Annotated in this window: 19 protein-coding genes and 1 tRNA gene; 14 read left to right on the top strand and 6 right to left on the bottom strand. The window is 71.8% G+C overall.

From position 1 onward, the window contains the following. Nucleotides 1–5: 5 nt before the first annotated feature. From ACPEH2_RS03395 to ACPEH2_RS03375, 5 genes are all read left to right on the top strand, one after another. On the top strand, nt 6–827 hold the full coding sequence (locus ACPEH2_RS03395; protein ID WP_311283924.1) for a hypothetical protein: 822 nt from the start codon (nt 6–8) through the stop codon (nt 825–827). A 9-nt stretch (nt 828–836) separates the two neighbouring features. After that, nucleotides 837–1,061 carry an SCO4848 family membrane protein gene (locus ACPEH2_RS03390; RefSeq protein ID WP_253034191.1) on the top strand — a complete coding sequence of 75 codons (225 nt, stop codon included), beginning with the start codon at nt 837–839 and terminating at the stop codon, nt 1,059–1,061. Nucleotides 1,062–1,138: 77 nt separating this feature from the next. Further along, nucleotides 1,139–2,281: an acyltransferase family protein gene (locus tag ACPEH2_RS03385; protein ID WP_359917530.1), complete on the top strand. Its 1,143-nt coding sequence runs from the start codon at nt 1,139–1,141 to the stop codon at nt 2,279–2,281. A 30-nt stretch (nt 2,282–2,311) separates the two neighbouring features. Continuing rightward, nucleotides 2,312–4,819 carry a CDP-glycerol glycerophosphotransferase family protein gene (locus tag ACPEH2_RS03380; protein WP_423718268.1) on the top strand — a complete coding sequence of 836 codons (2,508 nt, stop codon included), beginning with the start codon at nt 2,312–2,314 and terminating at the stop codon, nt 4,817–4,819. Further along, on the top strand, nt 4,816–5,883 hold the full coding sequence (locus ACPEH2_RS03375; RefSeq protein WP_363377997.1) for a glycosyltransferase family 2 protein: 1,068 nt from the start codon (nt 4,816–4,818) through the stop codon (nt 5,881–5,883). The genes ACPEH2_RS03380 and ACPEH2_RS03375 overlap by 4 nt, the downstream gene beginning before the upstream one ends. Before the next feature lie 28 nt (nt 5,884–5,911). Here ACPEH2_RS03375 and ACPEH2_RS03370 read toward each other — a convergent pair whose 3' ends face one another. The 3 genes from ACPEH2_RS03370 to ACPEH2_RS03360 are packed head-to-tail and all read right to left on the bottom strand — an operon-like array spanning nt 5,912 to nt 10,091. Continuing rightward, nucleotides 5,912–7,357: a CDP-glycerol glycerophosphotransferase family protein gene (locus ACPEH2_RS03370; protein ID WP_423718266.1), complete on the bottom strand. Its 1,446-nt coding sequence runs from the start codon at nt 7,355–7,357 to the stop codon at nt 5,912–5,914. Beyond that, nucleotides 7,354–8,598: a CDP-glycerol glycerophosphotransferase family protein gene (locus ACPEH2_RS03365; RefSeq protein ID WP_423718264.1), complete on the bottom strand. Its 1,245-nt coding sequence runs from the start codon at nt 8,596–8,598 to the stop codon at nt 7,354–7,356. The genes ACPEH2_RS03370 and ACPEH2_RS03365 overlap by 4 nt, the downstream gene beginning before the upstream one ends. A gap of 41 nt (nt 8,599–8,639) precedes the next feature. Beyond that, entirely contained in the window at nt 8,640–10,091 is a 1,452-nt protein-coding gene (locus ACPEH2_RS03360; protein WP_423718262.1) for a S1C family serine protease, read from the bottom strand. Between the two features lie 147 nt (nt 10,092–10,238). Here ACPEH2_RS03360 and ACPEH2_RS03355 point away from each other — a divergent pair, with 147 nt between their 5' ends. Continuing rightward, on the top strand, nt 10,239–11,447 hold the full coding sequence (locus ACPEH2_RS03355; protein ID WP_423718261.1) for an aminotransferase class I/II-fold pyridoxal phosphate-dependent enzyme: 1,209 nt from the start codon (nt 10,239–10,241) through the stop codon (nt 11,445–11,447). Between the two features lie 15 nt (nt 11,448–11,462). Here ACPEH2_RS03355 and ACPEH2_RS03350 read toward each other — a convergent pair whose 3' ends face one another. After that, nucleotides 11,463–12,272, bottom strand: a complete 810-nt coding sequence (locus tag ACPEH2_RS03350) for a carbon-nitrogen hydrolase family protein (RefSeq protein WP_423718259.1) — start codon at nt 12,270–12,272, stop codon at nt 11,463–11,465. After that, a complete protein-coding gene (locus tag ACPEH2_RS03345; protein ID WP_253034182.1) occupies nt 12,269–12,778 on the bottom strand; it encodes a DUF6328 family protein in 510 nt (169 codons plus the stop codon). Before ACPEH2_RS03345 ends, ACPEH2_RS03350 begins: the two co-directional genes overlap by 4 nt. 83 nt (nt 12,779–12,861) lie before the next feature. Between ACPEH2_RS03345 and ACPEH2_RS03340 the strand changes: the two genes are divergently transcribed. Next, nucleotides 12,862–12,935 (top strand) — tRNA-Met (locus tag ACPEH2_RS03340). Between the two features lie 68 nt (nt 12,936–13,003). Here the strand turns inward: ACPEH2_RS03340 and ACPEH2_RS03335 are convergent. After that, complete coding sequence (locus ACPEH2_RS03335; RefSeq protein ID WP_423718258.1) at nt 13,004–13,477, bottom strand: MarR family winged helix-turn-helix transcriptional regulator; 474 nt, start codon at nt 13,475–13,477, stop codon at nt 13,004–13,006. Between the two features lie 71 nt (nt 13,478–13,548). Between ACPEH2_RS03335 and idi the strand changes: the two genes are divergently transcribed. Genes idi through ACPEH2_RS03300 form a run of 7 tightly spaced genes read left to right on the top strand, consistent with a single transcriptional unit; the run spans nt 13,549 to nt 19,122 of the window. Then, a complete protein-coding gene (gene idi, locus ACPEH2_RS03330; protein WP_064001841.1) occupies nt 13,549–14,097 on the top strand; it encodes an isopentenyl-diphosphate Delta-isomerase in 549 nt (182 codons plus the stop codon). Then, nucleotides 14,094–15,158 carry a polyprenyl synthetase family protein gene (locus ACPEH2_RS03325; RefSeq protein WP_217530205.1) on the top strand — a complete coding sequence of 355 codons (1,065 nt, stop codon included), beginning with the start codon at nt 14,094–14,096 and terminating at the stop codon, nt 15,156–15,158. The genes idi and ACPEH2_RS03325 overlap by 4 nt, the downstream gene beginning before the upstream one ends. Next, nucleotides 15,155–16,039 carry a phytoene/squalene synthase family protein gene (locus ACPEH2_RS03320; protein ID WP_423718256.1) on the top strand — a complete coding sequence of 295 codons (885 nt, stop codon included), beginning with the start codon at nt 15,155–15,157 and terminating at the stop codon, nt 16,037–16,039. The genes ACPEH2_RS03325 and ACPEH2_RS03320 overlap by 4 nt, the downstream gene beginning before the upstream one ends. Next, entirely contained in the window at nt 16,036–17,589 is a 1,554-nt protein-coding gene (gene crtI / locus ACPEH2_RS03315; RefSeq protein WP_253034179.1) for a phytoene desaturase family protein, read from the top strand. Before ACPEH2_RS03320 ends, crtI begins: the two co-directional genes overlap by 4 nt. Before the next feature lie 5 nt (nt 17,590–17,594). Continuing rightward, nucleotides 17,595–17,930 carry a lycopene cyclase domain-containing protein gene (locus tag ACPEH2_RS03310; RefSeq protein WP_423718255.1) on the top strand — a complete coding sequence of 112 codons (336 nt, stop codon included), beginning with the start codon at nt 17,595–17,597 and terminating at the stop codon, nt 17,928–17,930. Further along, on the top strand, nt 17,927–18,250 hold the full coding sequence (locus ACPEH2_RS03305; protein ID WP_423718254.1) for a lycopene cyclase domain-containing protein: 324 nt from the start codon (nt 17,927–17,929) through the stop codon (nt 18,248–18,250). Before ACPEH2_RS03310 ends, ACPEH2_RS03305 begins: the two co-directional genes overlap by 4 nt. Continuing rightward, nucleotides 18,247–19,122, top strand: a complete 876-nt coding sequence (locus ACPEH2_RS03300) for a prenyltransferase (protein ID WP_253034176.1) — start codon at nt 18,247–18,249, stop codon at nt 19,120–19,122. Before ACPEH2_RS03305 ends, ACPEH2_RS03300 begins: the two co-directional genes overlap by 4 nt. Nucleotides 19,123–19,135: the final 13 nt, after the last annotated feature.

The raw sequence follows: 19,135 nt of genomic DNA, 5'->3' as shown, positions 1-19,135 counted from the left end.
CCACCATGAGTGACGTCCCCCGCATCCACTCCCTTCCGGACGGGGCGCCCTGGGCGGGCGGGCTCCCCCCGGAGGGTTCTCCCGAGCACCCGTGGATGATCCGACTGCTCGACCGCGTGCTCGCGGTGCAGCGGCCAGCCGTCCTCGCGCACCTGCGGACGATCCGCGCGCGGCATCCCGAAGCGACCCCGGCCGAGATGGGCCGGATCCTCGAGCGTCGTTACCTCGCCACCGTCACGACCGGCGGTGCCGCCGTCGGCGCCACCGCCGTCGTGCCCGGCATCGGCACGGGCGTGACGCTCGCGCTCAGCGGTGCCGAGACCGTCGGATTCCTCGAGGCGACAGCCCTGTTCGCACAGTCCCTGGCGGAGGTGCACGGCATCCGCGTCAACGATCCCGACCGAGCCCGTGCACTCGTGCTGACCCTCATGGTGGGTCGCGAGGGTGTCGACTTGGTGAGCCAATTCGCCCGCCAGGTGAGCGGCACCGGCCCGGCCCGCGATGCGTACTGGGGCCAGATGATCACGACGTCGCTGCCGCGAGCGATGGTCGGTCCCCTCATCGACCGCCTCAAGGGCGCCTTCCTCCGTCGATTCGCCGCCCAGGGCAGCGCGTCCCTCCTCGGGCGGGCACTCCCCTTCGGCATCGGTGCGGTCATCGGCGGCGGCGGCAACCACATCCTCGGCCGACGGGTCATCGTCGGAGCCCGGCGCGCCTTCGGTCCGCCGCCGCTCGAGTTCCCGGCGGAGCTCACGGCCGTCGCTCCGCGTCGGCTGCCGCGATCCCGCAGGGAGCGACACGGCGACGACCCCGCCCTCAGCGGGTAGCGTGGCCGCGTGCTCCCCACCCTCGTGGCCCTTCTTATCGCCAACGCCCTGTTCAACGTGCTCGTGTGGCCGACGTTCTTCCGTCGCGTCTCTCGCGACACACGGGCGCGGGACGCGCAGGGCCGACCGACCCGGTTCCTCGTCGTGCACGCCGTCCTCATCGGCGTCGCCCTGCTGCTCGCGGCGGCATCCCTCGTCGTCGGCGTCCTGGCCGCCACCGGCGTCGGCAGCTGACCGTCGCGGGGCTGCACACCCGGCCCGGCGCGCGCAAGTGGTGTGGAGGTGGCGCGCGGACTGACTAGCGTTGTCGAGTGGTCACGACTCCCTCGCAGCAGCCGTCCGGCCGGATCCAGAGCCTGGACGGACTTCGCGGAGTGGCCGCCCTCGTCGTGCTCCTGCACCACTGGCTGCTGATCGCGGAGCCGCTGCTGGAGGGAACCGTCAGCTGGGCGGTCATCTCCCAGTCCCCCGTCAAACTCCTCACGGCCGGCAACGAAGCGGTCCTCGTCTTCTTCGTGCTCTCGGGACTCGTGGTGGTCCTGCCGGTCTTCAAGGAGAACTTCTCCTGGATGGGTTTCCTCTCGGCCCGCGTCGTCCGCCTCTACGGACCCGTCATCGCCTCGCTGGCCCTGAGCGCGATCCTGATCCTCCTAGTCCCCCGTGACCCGTCGCGTATGCCGCCGGGGTCCTGGATGGCGGAGACGCACGCGGACAGCGTGTCGGCGGGATCGTTCCTGGCGCAGGCATCGCTCGTTCCGCGTCAGTATCCCCTCAACAACCCGTTGTGGTCGCTCCACTGGGAACTGCTCTACTCGATCGTCCTGCCGCTGGCGACGGCTCTGGCTCTGCTCGTGCGGCGGCACGCGCTCGCGGCGGTCATCGTCTGCTGCGCCCTGAGCGTCGTCGGGCGCCTCTTCGAGCAGAGCGAACTGCTCTACTTCCCCATCTTCGTGATCGGGACGATCATGGCTGCGCGGATGCCGGACCTGCTCGCCTGGGTGGAACGCCCCCGCCCGCGCTGGTTCATGCCGCTGTTCACCCTGGTGAGCGCCCTCATGCTCATCGGCAGCTGGCTGGCGCGCCCGATCTTCCCCAGCGGCACCGACCTCAATCACCTGCTGTGGGCGTTCGCCGCACCGGGTGCTGCCGGCACCGTGCTGGTCGCGCTCGCGTGGCGGCCGGCGATCCGGCTCTTCGAGACACGCCCGATCCAGTGGCTCGGCAAGATCTCCTTCAGCCTCTACCTCGTCCACGTGCCGGTGCTCGCCACCCTCGCCTTCGCGTTCGGATCCGAGGCCTGGGGGCTCGTCGGTCTTCTCGGCATCCCCCTCAGCCTCCTGGTCGCCTGGGGGTTCTACGAAGCGGTCGAAGCTAGAATGCACAAGGCGGCGCGACGCGTTCACCGAGCAGTTGCGGCGCGAGCGCGTCGCCGGGCCGGAGAAGTCGCGCCCTGACCTGCCGTCGACGAGAGCACAGCACCCCTCATGCGTTCGCCCCTTCCGCCCGCCGTCACCCGTGCCATCCGCTCCGCCCTCACCCGCGCCAAGCGCGTGCCGACCTCCGAACTCATCGCCTGGTCCCGGTCGCGGCCGATCCGGCATCGGACGGTCCTCTACGAGTCCTTCGCGGGCAACGGTGCGCTCTGCAATCCCGAGGCGATCTTCCGGGCACTCCTCGCCGATCCCGAGTTCGCCGACCTGACGCACATCTGGGCGATCAGTGACGCGGATGCCGCAGCCGCCCTCCGCGCGGAGTTCGCCGGCGACCGGCGAGTCGAGATCGTTTCCCGGGGCAGCGGCGCCTATTGGCGTGCGGTGTCGACCGCGGGGTACCTCATCAACAACGCGACCTTCCCGACGGCATTCAGCAAGCGGGTGGGACAGGTCTACCTGAACACCTGGCACGGCACTCCGCTGAAGATGATGGGCTTCGACATGCCGGGCGGCGCACGGGAGTCCGCCAACACCCTGCGGAACCTGCTGAACGCCGACTACATCCTCGCGGCGAACCCCTTCATGGCCGAGACCATGTACGAGGACGCCTATCAGCTGCGCAACGTCTACCGGGGCGCGATCATCGAAGAGGGCTACCCCCGCATCGACCGTCAGCGGATGCCCGAGGCGGAACGCGTCGCCCGGATCGCCGACCTGGGGAGCCGTCTGGGCATCGAGCTCACAGGCCGGCGCATCGTCCTGTTCGCACCGACGTGGCGAGGCAGTTCGTTCCAGGCGCCGGACGCCGACCTCGCCCATCTCGCCGACCAGGCGGCGGGCCTGCAGCGACACCTCGGCGACGACGTCGTCGTCCTCCTCAAGACCCACCAGGTGGTCCACCGCGCGGCCAGCGGCATCCCGGCACTGCGCCGCCTGCTCGTTCCCAACACGACGCCGACCAACGTGCTCCTCGGTCTCGCGGACGCCCTCGTGACCGATTACTCGTCGATCTTCTTCGACTACCTCGCGACCGATCGGCCGATCGGCTTCCTCGTGCCCGACGGCGACGCCTACGGCGCCGAGCGCGGCACCTACATGCCGCTCGACGAGCTGCCCGGTCCGGTGCACACCGACCCCGAGGCGCTCGGGCGCGACCTGGCCGCGCTCCTGGCCCCCGGTGCTCCAGCGCACCCGCGGTACGCGGACTGGGCCCGCCGCTTCGTACCCCACGAGGACGGCGGAGCCACGTCCAGGGTCATCGACGTCGTGTTCCGGGGCCGCACCGCCGAGCGCCGGGTCCGCCCCGTGCGCCGCGACGAGCGTCCGCGCCTGCTGTTCTACCTCGGCGGCATGCGTCTGAACGGCATCACGACCGCAGCCGTCAACCTGCTGAACTCGCTCGACACCGAGAAGTACGACGTGACGGCGCTCATGGCGTTCCCGCGCGGCGCGACGACCACGCACAACCAGTCGCGGCTCGACCCGGGCATCCGGCAGGTCTTCCGCGTCGGCGGCATGAACGGGCTGAAGGCCCGTCAGATCATGCGGCGCGTCGCCGACGTCAGCACCGACCCGCTGCGAGCCCACCGGCGACTCGGCCACCGCACGCTCTGGCGCGACGAGTGGACGCGCATCTTCGGGTCCGCCACGTTCGACTGGGTCGCCGACTTCAGCGGATACAGTCCGTTCTGGGCCCACCTGATGCTCCACTCGCCGCGCGCCGTCCGCGCCATCTGGCTGCACAACGAGATGGCCGCCGATCGCGACCGCACGGTCAACGGCAAGCAGCCGTTCCGCCGCTCCCTCGGCCGCGTGTTCGCCATGTACCGGGCCTACGACCAGCTCGTCTCGGTGTCGCCCGCCCTCACCGACCTCAACCGGGCCGAGCTGGCGGAGTACGCCCCCGGCGACCGGTTCGTCACCCTGCGGAACCTGCCCGACATCGTGCCCGCGGCCGCGCTCGACGAGCGCGACGAGGAAGGCGAGGAGCCGGAGGAGGATGCCGCGCTCGGCGAGACGCTCGACGCCGCCCTCGCCGTGCCGGGGAACCGCAGGTTCGTCACGGTCGGACGGCTCTCGACCGAGAAGAACCACGCGCGCCTGATCCGCGCCTTCGCCCTCCTGTCCGCGACCGAACCCGACACCCAGCTGCTCATCGTCGGCGGAGGGCCCCTCCGTCGCGACCTGGAGCAGCAGGTCCGCGACGCGGGACTCACCGGACGCGTCATCCTGACGGGGCCGCTGCGGGACCCGGCATCCGTCATGCGGCGGTGCGACTGCTTCGTCCTCTCGAGCGACTACGAGGGCCAGCCCATGGTCCTCATCGAGGCAGCGCAGCTGGGCCTCCCGATCGTCTCGACCGCCTTCGGATCCGCCCGCGGTGCGCTCCCCGGCGACGACATGCACATCGTCGACCGCGAGGACACCGCCCTCGCCGCGGGGATGGCGGACTTCCTCGCCGGGCGCGTGGCACCGGCATCCCTCGACGTCGCGGCCTACACCGCCGAGGTGCTCGCCCAGTTCGACGCTCTCATCCCCCGTACCCCCGGCCCGTCGTGACCGTCGACGCCCCTGTGCCGGCGCCCGGATCGGGAGTCACGTTCGTCATGCCCGTGCTGAACGAACGGGACTACCTCGAGCGCGCGGTGCAGACGGTTCTCCAGCAGGACGTCGACGGACCCGCGGAGCTGATCCTGGCGCTCGGCCCCTCGAGCGACGGCACGACGGAGCTCGCCGGGCGACTGGCCGCGGCGGATCCCCGCATCCGTCTCGTGGAGAACCCGCAGGCCGACATCCCGGTGGCCCTCAACCTCGCGATCCGCGCCGCGCGGCATCCCACGATCGTACGGGTCGACGCGCACTCCGAACTCGCCCCGGGGTACACGCGGCGCGCGCTCGCCACCCTCGAGCGCGCTCGCGCCGCGAACGTCGGTGGCGTGATGCGCGCCGACGGGCGCACCCCGTTCCAACGCGCGGTGGCGATCGCCTACAACTCCCCCGCCGGCCTCGGCGGCGGGGCGTATCACGTCGGGGCGCCGGAGGGCCCGGCCGAATCGGCCTACCTCGGCGTCATGCGACGTGAGGTGCTCGAGGAAGTCGGACTGTTCGACGAGTCGATTCGCCGCGGCGAGGACTGGGAACTCAACCTCCGCATCCGTCGGGCCGGCTACCGCGTCTGGTTCGACCCCCAGCTGGCCGTGACGTATTGGCCGCGCGAGAGCTGGGCGCGCCTGGCGCGGCAGTTCGTCGCAACGGGGACCTGGCGCGGTGAGCTCGTCCGCCGGTTCGGGCGGCTCAACTCGCTCCGTTTCTTCGCACCGCCCGCGTTGGTCGCCGCCGTCGTGGCGAGCATCGTGATCGCGGTGCTGCAGGTCACCGGCCTGGTGAGCGGTGTCGCCTCGGCGGTCCTGTCGCTCGTCCACCTGCCGATCGCGCTCTACATCCTCGGCGTCCTCGGCTTCAGCGTCGTCGCCGGGCGGTCGTTGCGGGAACGCGCCTGGCTGGCCGCGGTCCTGCCCACCATGCACCTCTCCTGGGGAGCGGGCTTCCTCGCCGGCCTCGTGCGGGGGGCGAAGGACACGATCGACACGTCGCGGTTGGATCGCAACACTCCCCTGCCGTGACGACAGCCGCCACGGCAGCGGCGAGGCGTCAGTCGCGCGAGATCATGCCCTGGTCGAGGAGGCGCGCGACGACACGCTCGGCGGCGCGGCCGTCGTCGCGCGCGTTGAACCGTGCGCTCCAGGAGGCGTAGCGCTCCGCGAACCGCTGGGGAACGTCCGGATCGTTCAGTCCCGCCGTCAGCTCGTCCTGGGTGGCCGCGAGCGGCCCCGGTGCCCGTTCGGCCAGGTCGAAGTAGAACCCGCGGAGCCTGCCGCGGTAGTGCTCCAGGTCGGGCACGAAGAAGTGGACCGGTTTGCCGGTGGCGGTGAAGTCGAACATGACGGAGGAGTAGTCCGTGACGAGCGCATCGGCCGCCAGGAGGAGCGCCGAGATGTCGGGGTACCCGGTGACGTCGACGACGCGCGGCCCCGTCGCATCCGCGCCGGGGAGGAGGGTCCGCGAGTGGCCTCGCACGAGGACCGTGGCCCCGGCATCCTGCGCGAGCTTCTGCAGGTCGAGGAAGTCGACCATCTGCTCGCGGTCGTCACGCCACGTCGGCGCGTAGAGGAGGACGCGCTCGTCCGGCCCGACGCCCAATCCGCGGCGGACGGCGTCGCGATCCCCGGTGAGCAGCACGTCGTTGCGGGGATAGCCCTCCACCCACACGGGCCGCCGACCGAAGGCGTAGGCGGTGCGGAGGATGCGGGCCGCGTACGGGTTCTGCGCGAGCAGCACGTCCCACCGCCGGCTCTCGCGGACGACGGCGAGAGCACGACGCGGGTCGAACCCGGGCCGGTCGAGGGCGAGCCGTTTCAGCGGTGTGCCGTGCCAGGTCTGCAGGACGCGTTGGCCGGGACGCCGGACGAACCGACGGCGCAGCCAGTCGTTGACGACGAGCAGGCGCGCCGCACCGCGCGCGCGCCACCACTCCGGGGACCCCTCGACCACGGCGACGGCGCCGGGCGGCGCCTCGACCGACCGGTCGACGACGCTCCAGTAGCGGACGACGGTCGGGGCGATCCGCGCGATCTCGGCGTCGATCGCCCGCGGGTTGCAGCTGGCGTTGCGGCCGTAGAAGCTCTCGAAGAAGACCGCGTTCTCGAGGTCGTCCGATCGGTCGGCGTAGGCCCGCTCGAGCGCAGCCTGCCCGGCGGGCGCGGCGTCGGCCTCGGTCAGCGGCGGGCCGACGATCACCTGCCCGTCCCGGACCTCGACGGCGAGAGTCTCCGCCACCGTGCGCGCCAGCGGAGCGATCTCCGCCGAGCCCGGCGCGGGACCGTCGAGCTCGAGGCGGTAGGTGCCGCTGGGCAGCGCGAGCTCGGGCCTTCCCCACCGCGACACCCGCAGCGGGAGGACGGCGCGCCAGCCGGCGTCCGTCGCCGAGATCGACGCCGCGGAGACGGCTCGAGGCCCCGCGGCACGGAGCCCGGCAGGAGCGGGGCCGCGACCCTCGAACTGCAGCGCGTCCCCGGCCACCAGCGACACCCGGATCATCCTCGACCCCTTCCCCGGCGCGTGGTCGACAGTCCGCGGCGGATGGCGGCGTGGACGCGCTCGGCGTTGCGGCCGTCGCGGTAGGCGTGGACCTGGGCGCTCAGCGCCTCGGCACGCGCGACACGGCGCTCGCGCTCGCAGTCGTCGCCCAGCACCGCCGTGACCTGCGCCATGACACCCGTCCAGTCGACGGCGACGTCCTCGCCCGCGACGTCCCGGTAGCGACCGTAGAACCCGCGCTCGGCGGCGTAGCGGGCCTCGTCCGGTGCGAAGAACACCACCGGTACCGGCACGAGCGCCGTGTCGTAGACAAGCGACGAGTAATCCGTGATGAGGACGTCGAGGGCCGGGAGGGCCGGGGTCACGTCCGGCAGCAGGTCGGAGCCGAGCAGACGGATGCGGTCGCCCGCCGCCCCGGCGCGGTACTCCCCCGCCCCCAGCGGATGCGATCGCACGAGCAGCACGGCGTCGACGCGCTCGAGCGCGGTCGAGATCGTCTGCCACTCGCTCGAGGTCGGCACGGCCGGATCCGGCTCGCCGTCGCGCCACGTCGGCGCGTAGAGCACGACTCGGGCGCCGCCGAGCGGCCCCACGAGCGCCTCGACGTCCGTCCGGGCCTCGGCGGCGGAGCGCCCGCTCGAGAGCACGTCGACACGGGGCTCGCCCGTGACGAGCACCCGGTCGTGACCGAGCCCGAACGCCGACTCCAGCCGACCGCGGACGAGGTGCGAGGCCGCGGGGAGCAGACGGATGCGTCGCTGGGTCCGCCGATAGGCGATCCGCAGAATGCGGGCGAGCCCCGGAATCGGCAGGGGGGCGCGCGCCGTGACCTTGGAGTCGAGACCGAGTCGCTTCAACGGGATGCCGTGCCAGAGCTGCACGAGGTAGGACCCGGACGTGGCGTAACGGTTCACGTCGCCGGCGCCGTGCGTGACGACCACGACACGAGCGCGCGCCGTGAGCCAGAAGCCCCGCAGCCCGCGTTTGGGGGCCGACGGGATGCCCGCTCGGCGCGCGGCATCCGCGTCGGCATCCGACCCGGTGAGCCACACCGCACGTTCGCCCGCAGCGGCCGCGACGTGCCACAGCGCGAGGGCGCCCTCGCCGATCCCGACGGCGGAGCCGAAGACCCACAGGTCCCGGGAGCGCGGGATGACACGGGTGAGGACGAGCCCGAGGACGTGGAGCGGAAGCCTCATCACCTGGGCGGCATTGCCCGACGCGAACGAGAAAGACCCCACCCCGCGAGCCTATCGCGGGGTGGGGTCGTGACTCGGACGGGCTACTCGGTCAGCTCGCCGAGGGTGACATCGGCGCTCTGCGTCTTGCCGTCGCGGACGTAGACGAGACTGGCCTTCGCGCCCGCCGCCAGCGCGCGGACCTGGGCGGTCAGATCGGTCGCGTCGCGGACCGGGACGCCGTTGAACTCGGTGACGACGTCGCCCGCCTTCAGACCTGCCTGTGCCGCGGCACCACCCGAGGTGACGTCGCTGATGAGGGCCCCCGCGACGGTGCTGTTCTCGGCGTCCGCGGCGTTGCCGACCATCGCGCCGAGCAGACCGTGGCTGGCGGAGCCGTCCGCGATGATCTCGTCCGTGACCCGCTTGACGATGTTCGACGGGATGGAGAACCCGACGCCGATCGATCCCGCCTCGCTCGAGGAGGACGAGCCGCCGCCCGCCGTCGCGATCGCGACGTTGATGCCGATCAGGTCGCCGGTGTCGTCGACGAGCGCACCGCCGGAGTTGCCGGGATTGATGGCCGCGTCGGTCTGGATGACGGCGATCGAGATCGTGCCCGAGGATCCGGAGCCGCGCTCCTGACCCTGGCCGAAGTCGAACTGGAACGGCGACTCGCCGTTCTGGCCCTGGTCCTGCTGCTGCTCACCGGAGTCGGGGACGGCCGAGGACGCGATCTGGATCGAGCGGTTCAGCGCGCTGACGATACCGGTGGTGACGGTGTTCGACAGACCCAGCGGAGCGCCCACGGCGACGGTCGTGTCACCGACGTTGAGCTTGCTCGAGTCGGCGAAGGTGATCGGGGTCAGCCCGCTCGCCCCCGTCAGCTTGATCACGGCGAGGTCGTAGATCGGGTCGGTCCCGACGATCTTCGCGTCGTACACACGGCCGTCCGACGTGGTGACCCGGAGGGCGGCGTCGGAGCTCGCCCCGTCGAGGGTGACCACGTGCGTGTTGGTGACGATGTAGCCGTCGGAGCTGAGGATCACGCCCGATCCGGTGCCGCCACCGTCCGACGACGTCGCACTGATCGTCACGACGCTCGGCAGGGTCTTGGCCGCGATCCCCGTCGTCTGGTTCACGTTGTCGGGATCGTTGACCGTGACGGTCGTCGATCCGCGCGAGACCGAGGTGCTGCTGTTCGCAGCGAACATGTCGTTGCCGATCGCGGCACCGCCGAGACCCGACACCGCGCCGACGATGGCGGCGGCGACGAGGACGGCGACGATCTTGCCGGAGCCGACCTTGGCCTCTGCCGCACGGGGCGCGTGAGCGTCGGACTGGGGTGCGGTCGGCTGACCGGAGAAGCTCGTTCCCGGTGCGTGCTGTCCGCTCGCCTGCGAGCCGTGCGAGAACCAACCGCCGCCCGCCTGCGGGGCGCCGGATGCCTGCGGGCCGGCGGCCGACGGACCGGCGGCGCCCGAGTCGGGCAGCGGCGGACGCGGCGGCACGGGGGCGCCGGCCGTGTTCGGGTCGGGGATGTTCGAATCGCTCATGGGACTGCTCCTTCTTCGAGGCGACTTCAGAGTGCTCCCGGAGTCTGTGGACCAGCTATGCCGACCCTCCGATCAGCCTATGGGAGTGGATGACGCCCCGGGTCGCGCCCGCGGACGCCGCCCGGCGCCGGGCGATACGCTGGGCCGGTGCTGCACATCCCCGGTGCCTGGCAACGCGCAGCCCGCGGCGCCGGCCTCCTCGCCCCCGACGGGACGCTCGCGGCGACGATCTTCGCGGAGATCACCGCCGCCGCCGTCCGCCACGACGCGATCAACCTCGGCCAGGGCTTCCCCGACGAGGACGGTCCCGCCGAGGTGCTCGCCGCCGCCGTCGACGCGATCCGTTCCGGCGTCAACCAGTACCCGCCGGGACGGGGGATGCCGGTGCTCCGAGAGGCCGTCGCGGATCACCAGCACCGCTTCTACGGCATCGACCTCGACCCCGACCGGCAGATCCTCGTCACGGCGGGAGCGACCGAGGCGCTGACGGCGACCCTCCTGGCCCTGCTGGAGGGACCGGACGATGAAGTGGTCGTCTTCGAGCCGTACTACGACTCCTACGCCGCTGCGATCGCCCTCGCGGGCGCCCGGCTCGTCCCCGTGCCGCTGCGCTGGCCCGACCTCGAACCCGACCTCGCCGATCTGCGCGCGGCGGTCGGCGACCGGACCCGGATCATCCTCGTCAACGACCCGCACAACCCGACCGGAACGGTGTTCTCCGCCGATGTGCGCGCCGAGATCGTGCGCCTGGCCGCACACCACGACGCCCTGATCGTCACCGACGAGGTCTACGAGCACCTCGTGATCCACGGGACGCACACGCCGATCGCGACGCTTCCCGGCGCCGCCGAACGGACCCTCACGATCTCCTCGGGCGGCAAGAGCTTCCGCACGACCGGATGGAAGGTGGGGTGGGTGAGCGGCCCGGCCGACCTCGTCGACGCCGTCCTCGCAGTCAAGCAGTATCTGACCTATGTGAACGGCGCCCCGTTCCAACCCGCGATCGCCGTCGGCCTCGGGCTGCCGGACGCCTACTTCGACGACCTCGCCGCGACGCAGCGGGAGCGGCGGGACCTGCTCGGCGAGGGCCTGATCGCCGCCGGCTTCGACGTGTCGACACCGGCCGGGTCGTACTTCACCGTCGCCGACGTCGGTCCGCTGCTGGATGCCGGAGAGGATGCGGCCGGGTTCTGCCGCACGCTGCCCGAACGGGTGGGGGTTGCCGCCATCCCCCTCACCGCCTTCGTGTCCGAGGACCACCGGGCGGACTACGCGAGTCTCGTGAGATTCGCGGCGTGCAAGCGGACGGACGTCATCGCCGAGGCGGCGCGGCGCCTCGCGGCATCCGCTCGGTGAGACCCGTCCGGGACCTCACTCCCGCGGCACGACGCGGTAGCGGCGCAGCGCCAGCGCCGGATTGACTCGCCGGACCCGGTCGACCACCGCGGCGTCGACGGCGGCCACCGCGACATCGGTGGCGGTGCCGATCGAGGCCACCGGGACGCCCAGCGGATCGATCACGACGGAGTGCCCGACGCCCAGCGGCGGCGGGTGATCGGCGCCGGCCACGTAGAGCGTGTTCTCGATCGCTCGCGCCTGCAGGAGCGTCCGCCAGTGATCCTCCTTGAGCGGGCCCCGCACCCACTCGGCGGCCACGAGCACGACGTGTGCGCCGGTGTCGGCCAGGATCCGGGCGACTTCGGGGAAGCGGAGGTCGTAGCAGGTCATGAGGGCGAAGCGGAGGCCGTTCACCTCGAACGTCTCGGGCGTCTCGATCCCGCCCGGCTCCACCCAGTCCGATTCGCGCTGCCCGAACGCGTCATACAGGTGGAGCTTCCGGTAGCGCGCGACGACACCGCCGGCGTCGACGGCGACGACGGTGTTGCGCACGCGATCGCTGCTCGCGGCCCGTTCGACGAGGCCCGCGACGATGTGGACGCCGTGGCGGGCGGCGAGATCCGTGAGCGCCGTCACGAAGGGGCCGTCGAGGTCCTGCGCGTGCGCGGCGAGCGAGGCGTCGAACGGGTCGACGAAGTAGCTCGAGTACTCGGGGAAGAGGACGATCCGCGCCCCGCGCGAGGCGGCGCGCGCGACGAGGTCGGAGATCGTGTCGAGGTTGGCCGCGTCATCGGCGGCCGGCGCGAACTGCGCGACCGCGAGGCCGAGCGGGGTGACGGTCATGGAGTGCCTTCCGAGCGACGGCGCGTAACGAGCGGGACGATGAGCCAGAGGGCCGCGATCACGACGGCCAGGCCGACTCCCGCCACCCAGGATGCCGCACCGCCCACGACGACGTCGAACACGAACGCGACGACGCCGACCAGCAGGGCCGACACCAACACGAGCGCGCCGATCATGCAGAGATGACCGAACCGGACGATGGCGGGCTTGGCGCGACGGGCGAACAGGATGCGGTGCACCGAGACCGGGGCGAGGGCCACGACGGCGCTCAGCGCCGAGAGGACCACGAGCACGAGGTACCCGAGCCGCTGCGAGGACTCCAGGTCGCCGAAGGAGGGTTGGAACGCGAGGGCGAGGAGGAAGCCGGTGAGGATCTGCGTGCCCGTCTGCAGCACACGCAACTCCTGCAGCACCTCGTTCCAGTTGCGGTCGGCCCGTTCGTCGCGGGTCTCGTCCCGCCCGTCGGGCTGTGCGTCGGCGGAGGCATCGGTGTCACGGCGGACCATGCGTCCCATCCTGCCGACAACCGGCCGCATCCTCGGACCGATTCGCGTGTCCGCGAAACCCGTGCTAGTGTTTTCTCTTGTGCCGCGGGGTGGAGCAGCTCGGTAGCTCGCTGGGCTCATAACCCAGAGGTCGCAGGTTCAAATCCTGTCCCCGCAACAAGAAGAAGAAGGCGTTCCCTCTCCGGAGGGGGCGCCTTCTTCGCGTTCGGCCCACGGATCGAGCCGTCAGTCGGGCAGCATCGCCCGCTCCATGTCGGCGAGGAACCGCACGATCGTGCGCAGTTCGTCGTCGGAGTACGGTTCGGTCGCCTCCCGCATCCGCCGCAGCCGTTCCCCGAAGTGCTTCCGGAAGGTCGCACGCGCCTCGTCGGTGAGCGCGACGATCCGCGACCGTCGGTCGTGCGGGTGGGGCTTGCGGACCAGGTAGCCGTCGGCCGTCAGTCGGTCGAGCAGTTTCGTCGTCGATGCGGTCGAGATCGCGAGGTGCGTCGCGAGATCGTGGGGCTTCACGACCTCGCCGTGCTGCTCGCGGATGATGAGCATGCGGAGGGCCGCGAGGTCGGTCGTGTTCATGTCCATGTCACCGCGCATCGAGGCGTACATTCGGTCCAAGGCGTCCGAGAAGGCCCGCACCGCCTCGAGGGCGCCGAGCACAACGACGTCGCGCTCGTTGGCCGGAATCCATGGTTCCGCCACCATTGGACACCTTTCCGGTCGGTCTGTACCATGTCGATTGATCGCTAGATAATCTAGCAAACTACGGAGGAATCGTGTCGGACATCGAATACGTCGTTCTGCTGGACGACGACGGACGCGACATCGGCACGGCTCCGAAAGCTAGCGTGCACGGGACCGACACCGCACTCCACCTCGCCTTCTCGTGCCACGTCTACAACGATCGCGGGCAGCTGCTCGTCACTCGACGCGCGCTCAGCAAGGCCGCCTGGCCGGGCGTCTGGACGAACTCCTTCTGCGGGCACCCCGCCCCCGCCGAACCCGTGCTCGACGCCGTCCACCGTCGGGCGGCGTTCGAGGTCGGCCTCACCCTCCGCGACGTCTCCCTCGCCCTCCCGCTCTTCCGGTACCGGGCCACGGACGCCTCGGGCATCGTCGAGCACGAGATCTGCCCCGTCTACGTCGCCTACACGGACGACGAGCCGCGACTGAACCCCGATGAGGTCGCCGAGGCCCGCTGGGTCGACCCCGCCGACCTGGATGCCTCGCTCACGACGACGCCGTGGGCCTTCAGCCCGTGGCTCGTGCTGCAGGCGCAGCAGCTCGAGCTGTTCGCCCCGCACGAGCAACGGAGGGCCTCGTGATCGGCCTGCCCCCCGCCGCCTGGCGGGAGATCGACGATGCGCTCGAGGTGGCGCTCGAGCGGCTCCGGGTGCGCTCGGCGGCGCTCGGCGAGGCATCGGCGGCTCTCGGGGACGCCACCGCGGCCTCTGCGACGGGGGGCAAGCGCCTCCGGCCCGCGCTCGTCGTCGCCGCCTTCGAGGCGTTCGGCGGTGATGCCGGCCGCTCCCCCGGCCTGTGGCGCGTCGCGGCCGCCTTCGAACTGCTCCACGCCGCCTTCGTCGTCCACGACGACCTGATCGACGGCGACGTCGAGCGGCGCGGCATCCCGAACGTCGTCGGCCGCTTCCGCGAACGCGCGCGCGTGCGGGGCGGGGACGAGGACGAATCGCGACTGCTCGGGTCGGCGGCGGCGGTGCTCGCGGGAGACCTGCTCCTGTTCGAAGCGACCCGGCTGATCGCGACGGCACCGGTCACGTCGCCCCAGCGTGCGGCCCTCTTCGTCCTGCTCGACGACGCGGTCCTCGTCTCTGCGGCCGGGGAGCTCGCCGACGTCGAACAGTCCATCGGCGCGGACCTGCCGCCGACGGACACGCTCCTGCGCACCGCGCGCGACAAGACGGCCTTCTACTCGTTCCAGGCGCCGCTGGCCGCCGGCGCCCTGCTCGCCGGCGCGAACGACGACCAGCGCGCGGCGCTCGAGGCTGCCGGGTCCGCCATCGGCGTGGCGTTCCAGTTGGCCGACGACCTGATCGGCACCTTCGGCACCCGTGCCGAGGCCGGGCGCGAACCCGGGGCGGACCTGCGCGCCTCGAAACGGACCCCCCTCATCGCGATGGCGGCCGAGACCGAGGCCTGGCCCCAGATCGCCTCGGCCCTGGCGATGGCCCCCACGGGCCCGATCGCGATCGAACACGCCCAGCGCGAGCTGACGGCGAGCGGCGCCCGTGAGCGCACCGTCGAGATGATCGCGCAGACGCTGCGCTCCGCGCGGACCCTCGCCGCCGACGCCGCGCTCCCCCGCGACGCCGTCGTCCTCCTCGCCGCACTCGCTGCCGCCGTGGAGGACCGCATCCCCCGATGACCGACACGCTCTACGACGAGACTGCGGTCGCCGCCGCGGCATCCGTCATCCGCGCCTACTCCACGTCGTTCGGCCTCGCGACGAGCCTGCTCGGGCCGCGCGTCCGGCCGCATGTGCGGAACGTCTACGCCCTTGTCCGCGTCGCCGACGAGATCGTCGACGGCGCAGCCTCCGCCGCGGGAGTCCCGCTCGGCGAGCAGCGCGACGTGCTCGACGCACTCGAAACCGAGACCTACGCCGCGATCGAGCGCGGCTTCAGTGCGAACCTCATCGTCCACGCGTTCGCGCGGACGGCGCGGCAGTGCGGCATCGCGCGGCACCACATCGAACCCTTCTTCGCGTCGATGCGCACCGACCTCGAGCGCGCCGAGCACGACGAGGCGTCGCACGACGACTACGTCTACGGCTCGGCGGAGGTCGTCGGGCTCATGTGCCTGCAGGTGTTCGTGAACGCCGGCGAAGGAGTCCCCCGCGACCCCGATGCCGTCCTGGTCACGGGGGCGCGTCGGCTCGGCGTGGCGTTCCAGGACATCAACTTCCTCCGCGACCACGCCGACGACGCCGGGCGGCTGGGACGGGACTACCTCGGTGTCGGCGACGGCGCGACGCGCCGCCGCGAGGTGCTCGCCCGCATCGACGGGGACCTGGATGCCGCGGCCGCGACCATCCCGCTCCTCCCCGCCGACTGCCGGGTCGCCGTCGCCACCGCGCACGGCCTCTTCGCCGAACTCACCGAACGGCTGCGCCGCACCGAGGACCTCAGCGTCCGGGTCCGCGTGCCCACGCCGGTCAAGGCGGCGATCGCCGCCCGCGCGGCCGTCGCGCACCGTCGACCCCTCACGCCTCGCACGACACGACAGAACCGGAGAACCCCCGAATGAGCCGGCGTATCGCGATCATCGGTGGCGGCATCACAGGCCTGGCGACCGCGGCGCTGCTCGCCGACCGCGGTGACCGGGTGACCGTCTTCGAGGCGTTGGACGACGTCGGCGGGCGTGCCGGGAGCTGGGAGAAAGACGGTTTCCGGTTCGACACCGGCCCGAGCTGGTACCTCATGCCCGAGGTGTTCGACCACTTCTTCGCCCTCCTGGGCACGAGCGCCCGGGAACAACTGGACCTGGTGCGCCTCGAACCGGCCTACCGCGTCTACCACGAGGGCGAGCGGGAGCCCTTCGACGTCGTGTCGGGGCGGGATGCCGCCGTCGCGGCCTTCGAGGCGCGCGAACCCGGCGCCGGCGCCGAACTGGCGACGTACCTGGACTCGGCGGGCGAGATCTACGACCTCGCCGTCTCACGGTTCCTGTACGACCCGTACGTGTCCCTCAAGGGCCTCGCCCACCCCGACGTCCTCCGCAAGCTCGGCACCCTTCTGCCGCTGCTCCTGCGCCCCCTCTCGACCCACGTCGAGAAGAAGTTCTCCGACCCCGTGCTGCAGCAGGTGCTGGGTTACCCGGCCGTCTTCCTCGGCGGATCGCCCTACGACGCGCCGAGCCTGTACCACCTCATGAGCCACCTCGATCTCGACGACGGCGTGCTCTATCCGCGCGGGGGCCTCGTGCAGGTGATCCGGGCGATCGCGCGCCTGGCCGAAGGCCGAGGCGCCGAGATCCGCACCGGCACCCCGGTCGAACGGATCCTCACCGAGGGGGGCCGGGCCACCGGCATCCGCCTGGCCGACGGCACCGTCGTCGCGGCCGACCACGTCATCTCGACGGCGGACATGCACCACACCGAGACGGTCCTCCTCGAGCCGGAGCTGCGCTCGCGCAGCGACGCATGGTGGGACAAGCGCACGCCGTCGTTCGGCGCGCTGCTCATCCTCCTCGGCGTCGAGGGCGAACTCCCCCAGCTCGAGCACCACACCCTCCTGTTCACGAAGGACTGGAAGGCGAACTTCGACGCGATCTTCGGCGAGGGAGCCGCAGACGGCATCCCGGACCCCGCGTCGCTCTACGTCTGCCGCCCCAGCGCGACGGACGACGACGTCGCGCCGGCCGGGCACGAGAACCTCTTCGTCCTCGTCCCCATGCCCGCCGCTCCCGAGCTCGGCCGCGGCGGCGTGGACGGCGCCGGCGACCCCCGGATCGAGGCGGCCGCCGACGCCGTCATCGCGCAGATCGCCGACTGGACGGGCGTCCCCGACCTCGCCGACCGCGTCCGGGTGCGTCGCACGATCACGCCCGGCGACTTCGCCGCGGACTTCGGCTCGTTCCGGGGCGGGGCGCTCGGACTCGCGCACACGCTCCGACAGTCGGCGATGTTCCGACCGGGCCTGCGCTCGAAGGTCGACGGACTGCTCTACGCCGGCCAGACCGTGCTCCCCGGCGTCGGCCTGCCCATGTGCCTCATCTCGGCGGAGCTCGTCGTCAAACTGCTCGACGGCGACACCTCCACCGGGCAGCTGCCCACCCCGGCGCACGCGAAGGGCTGAGCGCGGTGGCGGGACTGTACCTCCTCGCCCTGATCGTCTCGGCGCTCGGGGTGCTCGCCGTCGACCTCCGGCATCGCCTCGCCCTCGGTGCCGCCCCCCGGCGGACGCTTCTGCTCATCGCGTGCGGCACGGTCTTCCTGCTCGTCTGGGACATCGCCGGCATTGCGAGCGGCGTCTTCGTCCGCGGCGACAGCCCGCTGCTGCTCGGCGTGGACCTCGCCCCGCACCTCCCCCTCGAGGAACCGGTCTTCCTCGCCTTCCTGTGCCACCTGACGCTCGTCGTGCACGCGATCGCCCTGCGTGTCGCCGCGCGGCGACGTGCCGGGCGGGAGGCGGCGTGACGTATCCGCTCCTCGTCGTCCCGTTCGCGCTCGTCACCGTCGTCGTGACCCTCGTCTCCGCGCGGCGTCCGGGTGCTGCGGCGCGCCTGAAGGCCTCCCTCTGGACCGCGCTCGTCCTCATCGCCTTCACCGCGGTATTCGACAACCTGATGATCGCGGCCGACCTGTTCACCTATCCCGAGCAGCACATCAGCGGCATCCGCATCGGCCTCGCACCGATCGAAGACTTCGCCTACCCGATCTGCGCGGCGTTCCTGCTGCCCGCGATCGGTGCACTCCTTCCCGCGCCCCGCCGTCGTTCCCAGAGGGATGCCGCATGAGCCCGGCGCTGTTCGTCCGTCAGCTGTTCGTCTCCTCACGACCGGTGAGCTGGATCAACACGGCGTACCCGTTCGCCGCGGCGTACCTGCTCAGCGCACGCGAGATCGACCTCGTGCTGGTGATCGGGACGATCTTCTTCCTGATCCCGTACAACGTCGCGATGTACGGCATCAACGACGTGTTCGACTACGAGTCCGACCTCCGCAACCCCCGCAAGGGCGGCGCGCACGGAGCCATCCTCGACAAGCGGCTGCACCCCGCCGTCCTCTGGGCGTCCGTGCTGCTCTGCGCCCCGTTCGTCATCGCCCTCGTGATCGCGGGGACCCCGGCATCCTGGCTCGTCCTCGGCCTGAGCCTGCTCGCGGTCGTCTTCTACAGCGCGCCGCCGCTCCGGCTGAAGGAGCGGCCGTTCGCCGACTCGATCACCAGCAGCATCCACTTCTTCTCGCCCGCGGTGTACGCGCTCGTCCTCACCGGCGCGATGTGGACGCCGCAGCTCGTCCTCGTGATCGTCGCGTTCGCCCTCTGGGGCGTGGCGTCGCACGCGTTCGGCGCCGTGCAGGACGTCGTCGCCGACCGCGAGGCGGCGATCTCCTCGATCGCGACTGCGCGCGGCGCCGCGTGGACCGTGCGGTTCTCGCTCGTCGCCTACGCGGCCGCCGGCGCGCTCATGCTCGCCACGGAATGGCCGGGACCGCTGGCCGCGATCGTCGCCATCCCGTATCTCGTCACGGTCTGGCCGTACCGCTCGATCCGCGACGCGGATGCCGCAGCCGCCACCCGCGGCTGGGACCGCTTCCTGTGGCTGAACCAGATCGCCGGGTTCCTCGTCACGCTGCTGCTGATCTGGTGGTGGCTGCTCGTCCGCTGAGCCGCCACCACCC

The organism is Microbacterium sp. NPDC064942 (assembly GCF_049545525.1).
Taxonomy (GTDB): Bacteria; Actinomycetota; Actinomycetes; order Actinomycetales; family Microbacteriaceae; genus Microbacterium; species Microbacterium gawkjiense.
The sequence above is the reverse complement of the archived record's forward strand: the minus strand, read 5'-3'. Positions and strand labels throughout refer to the sequence as shown.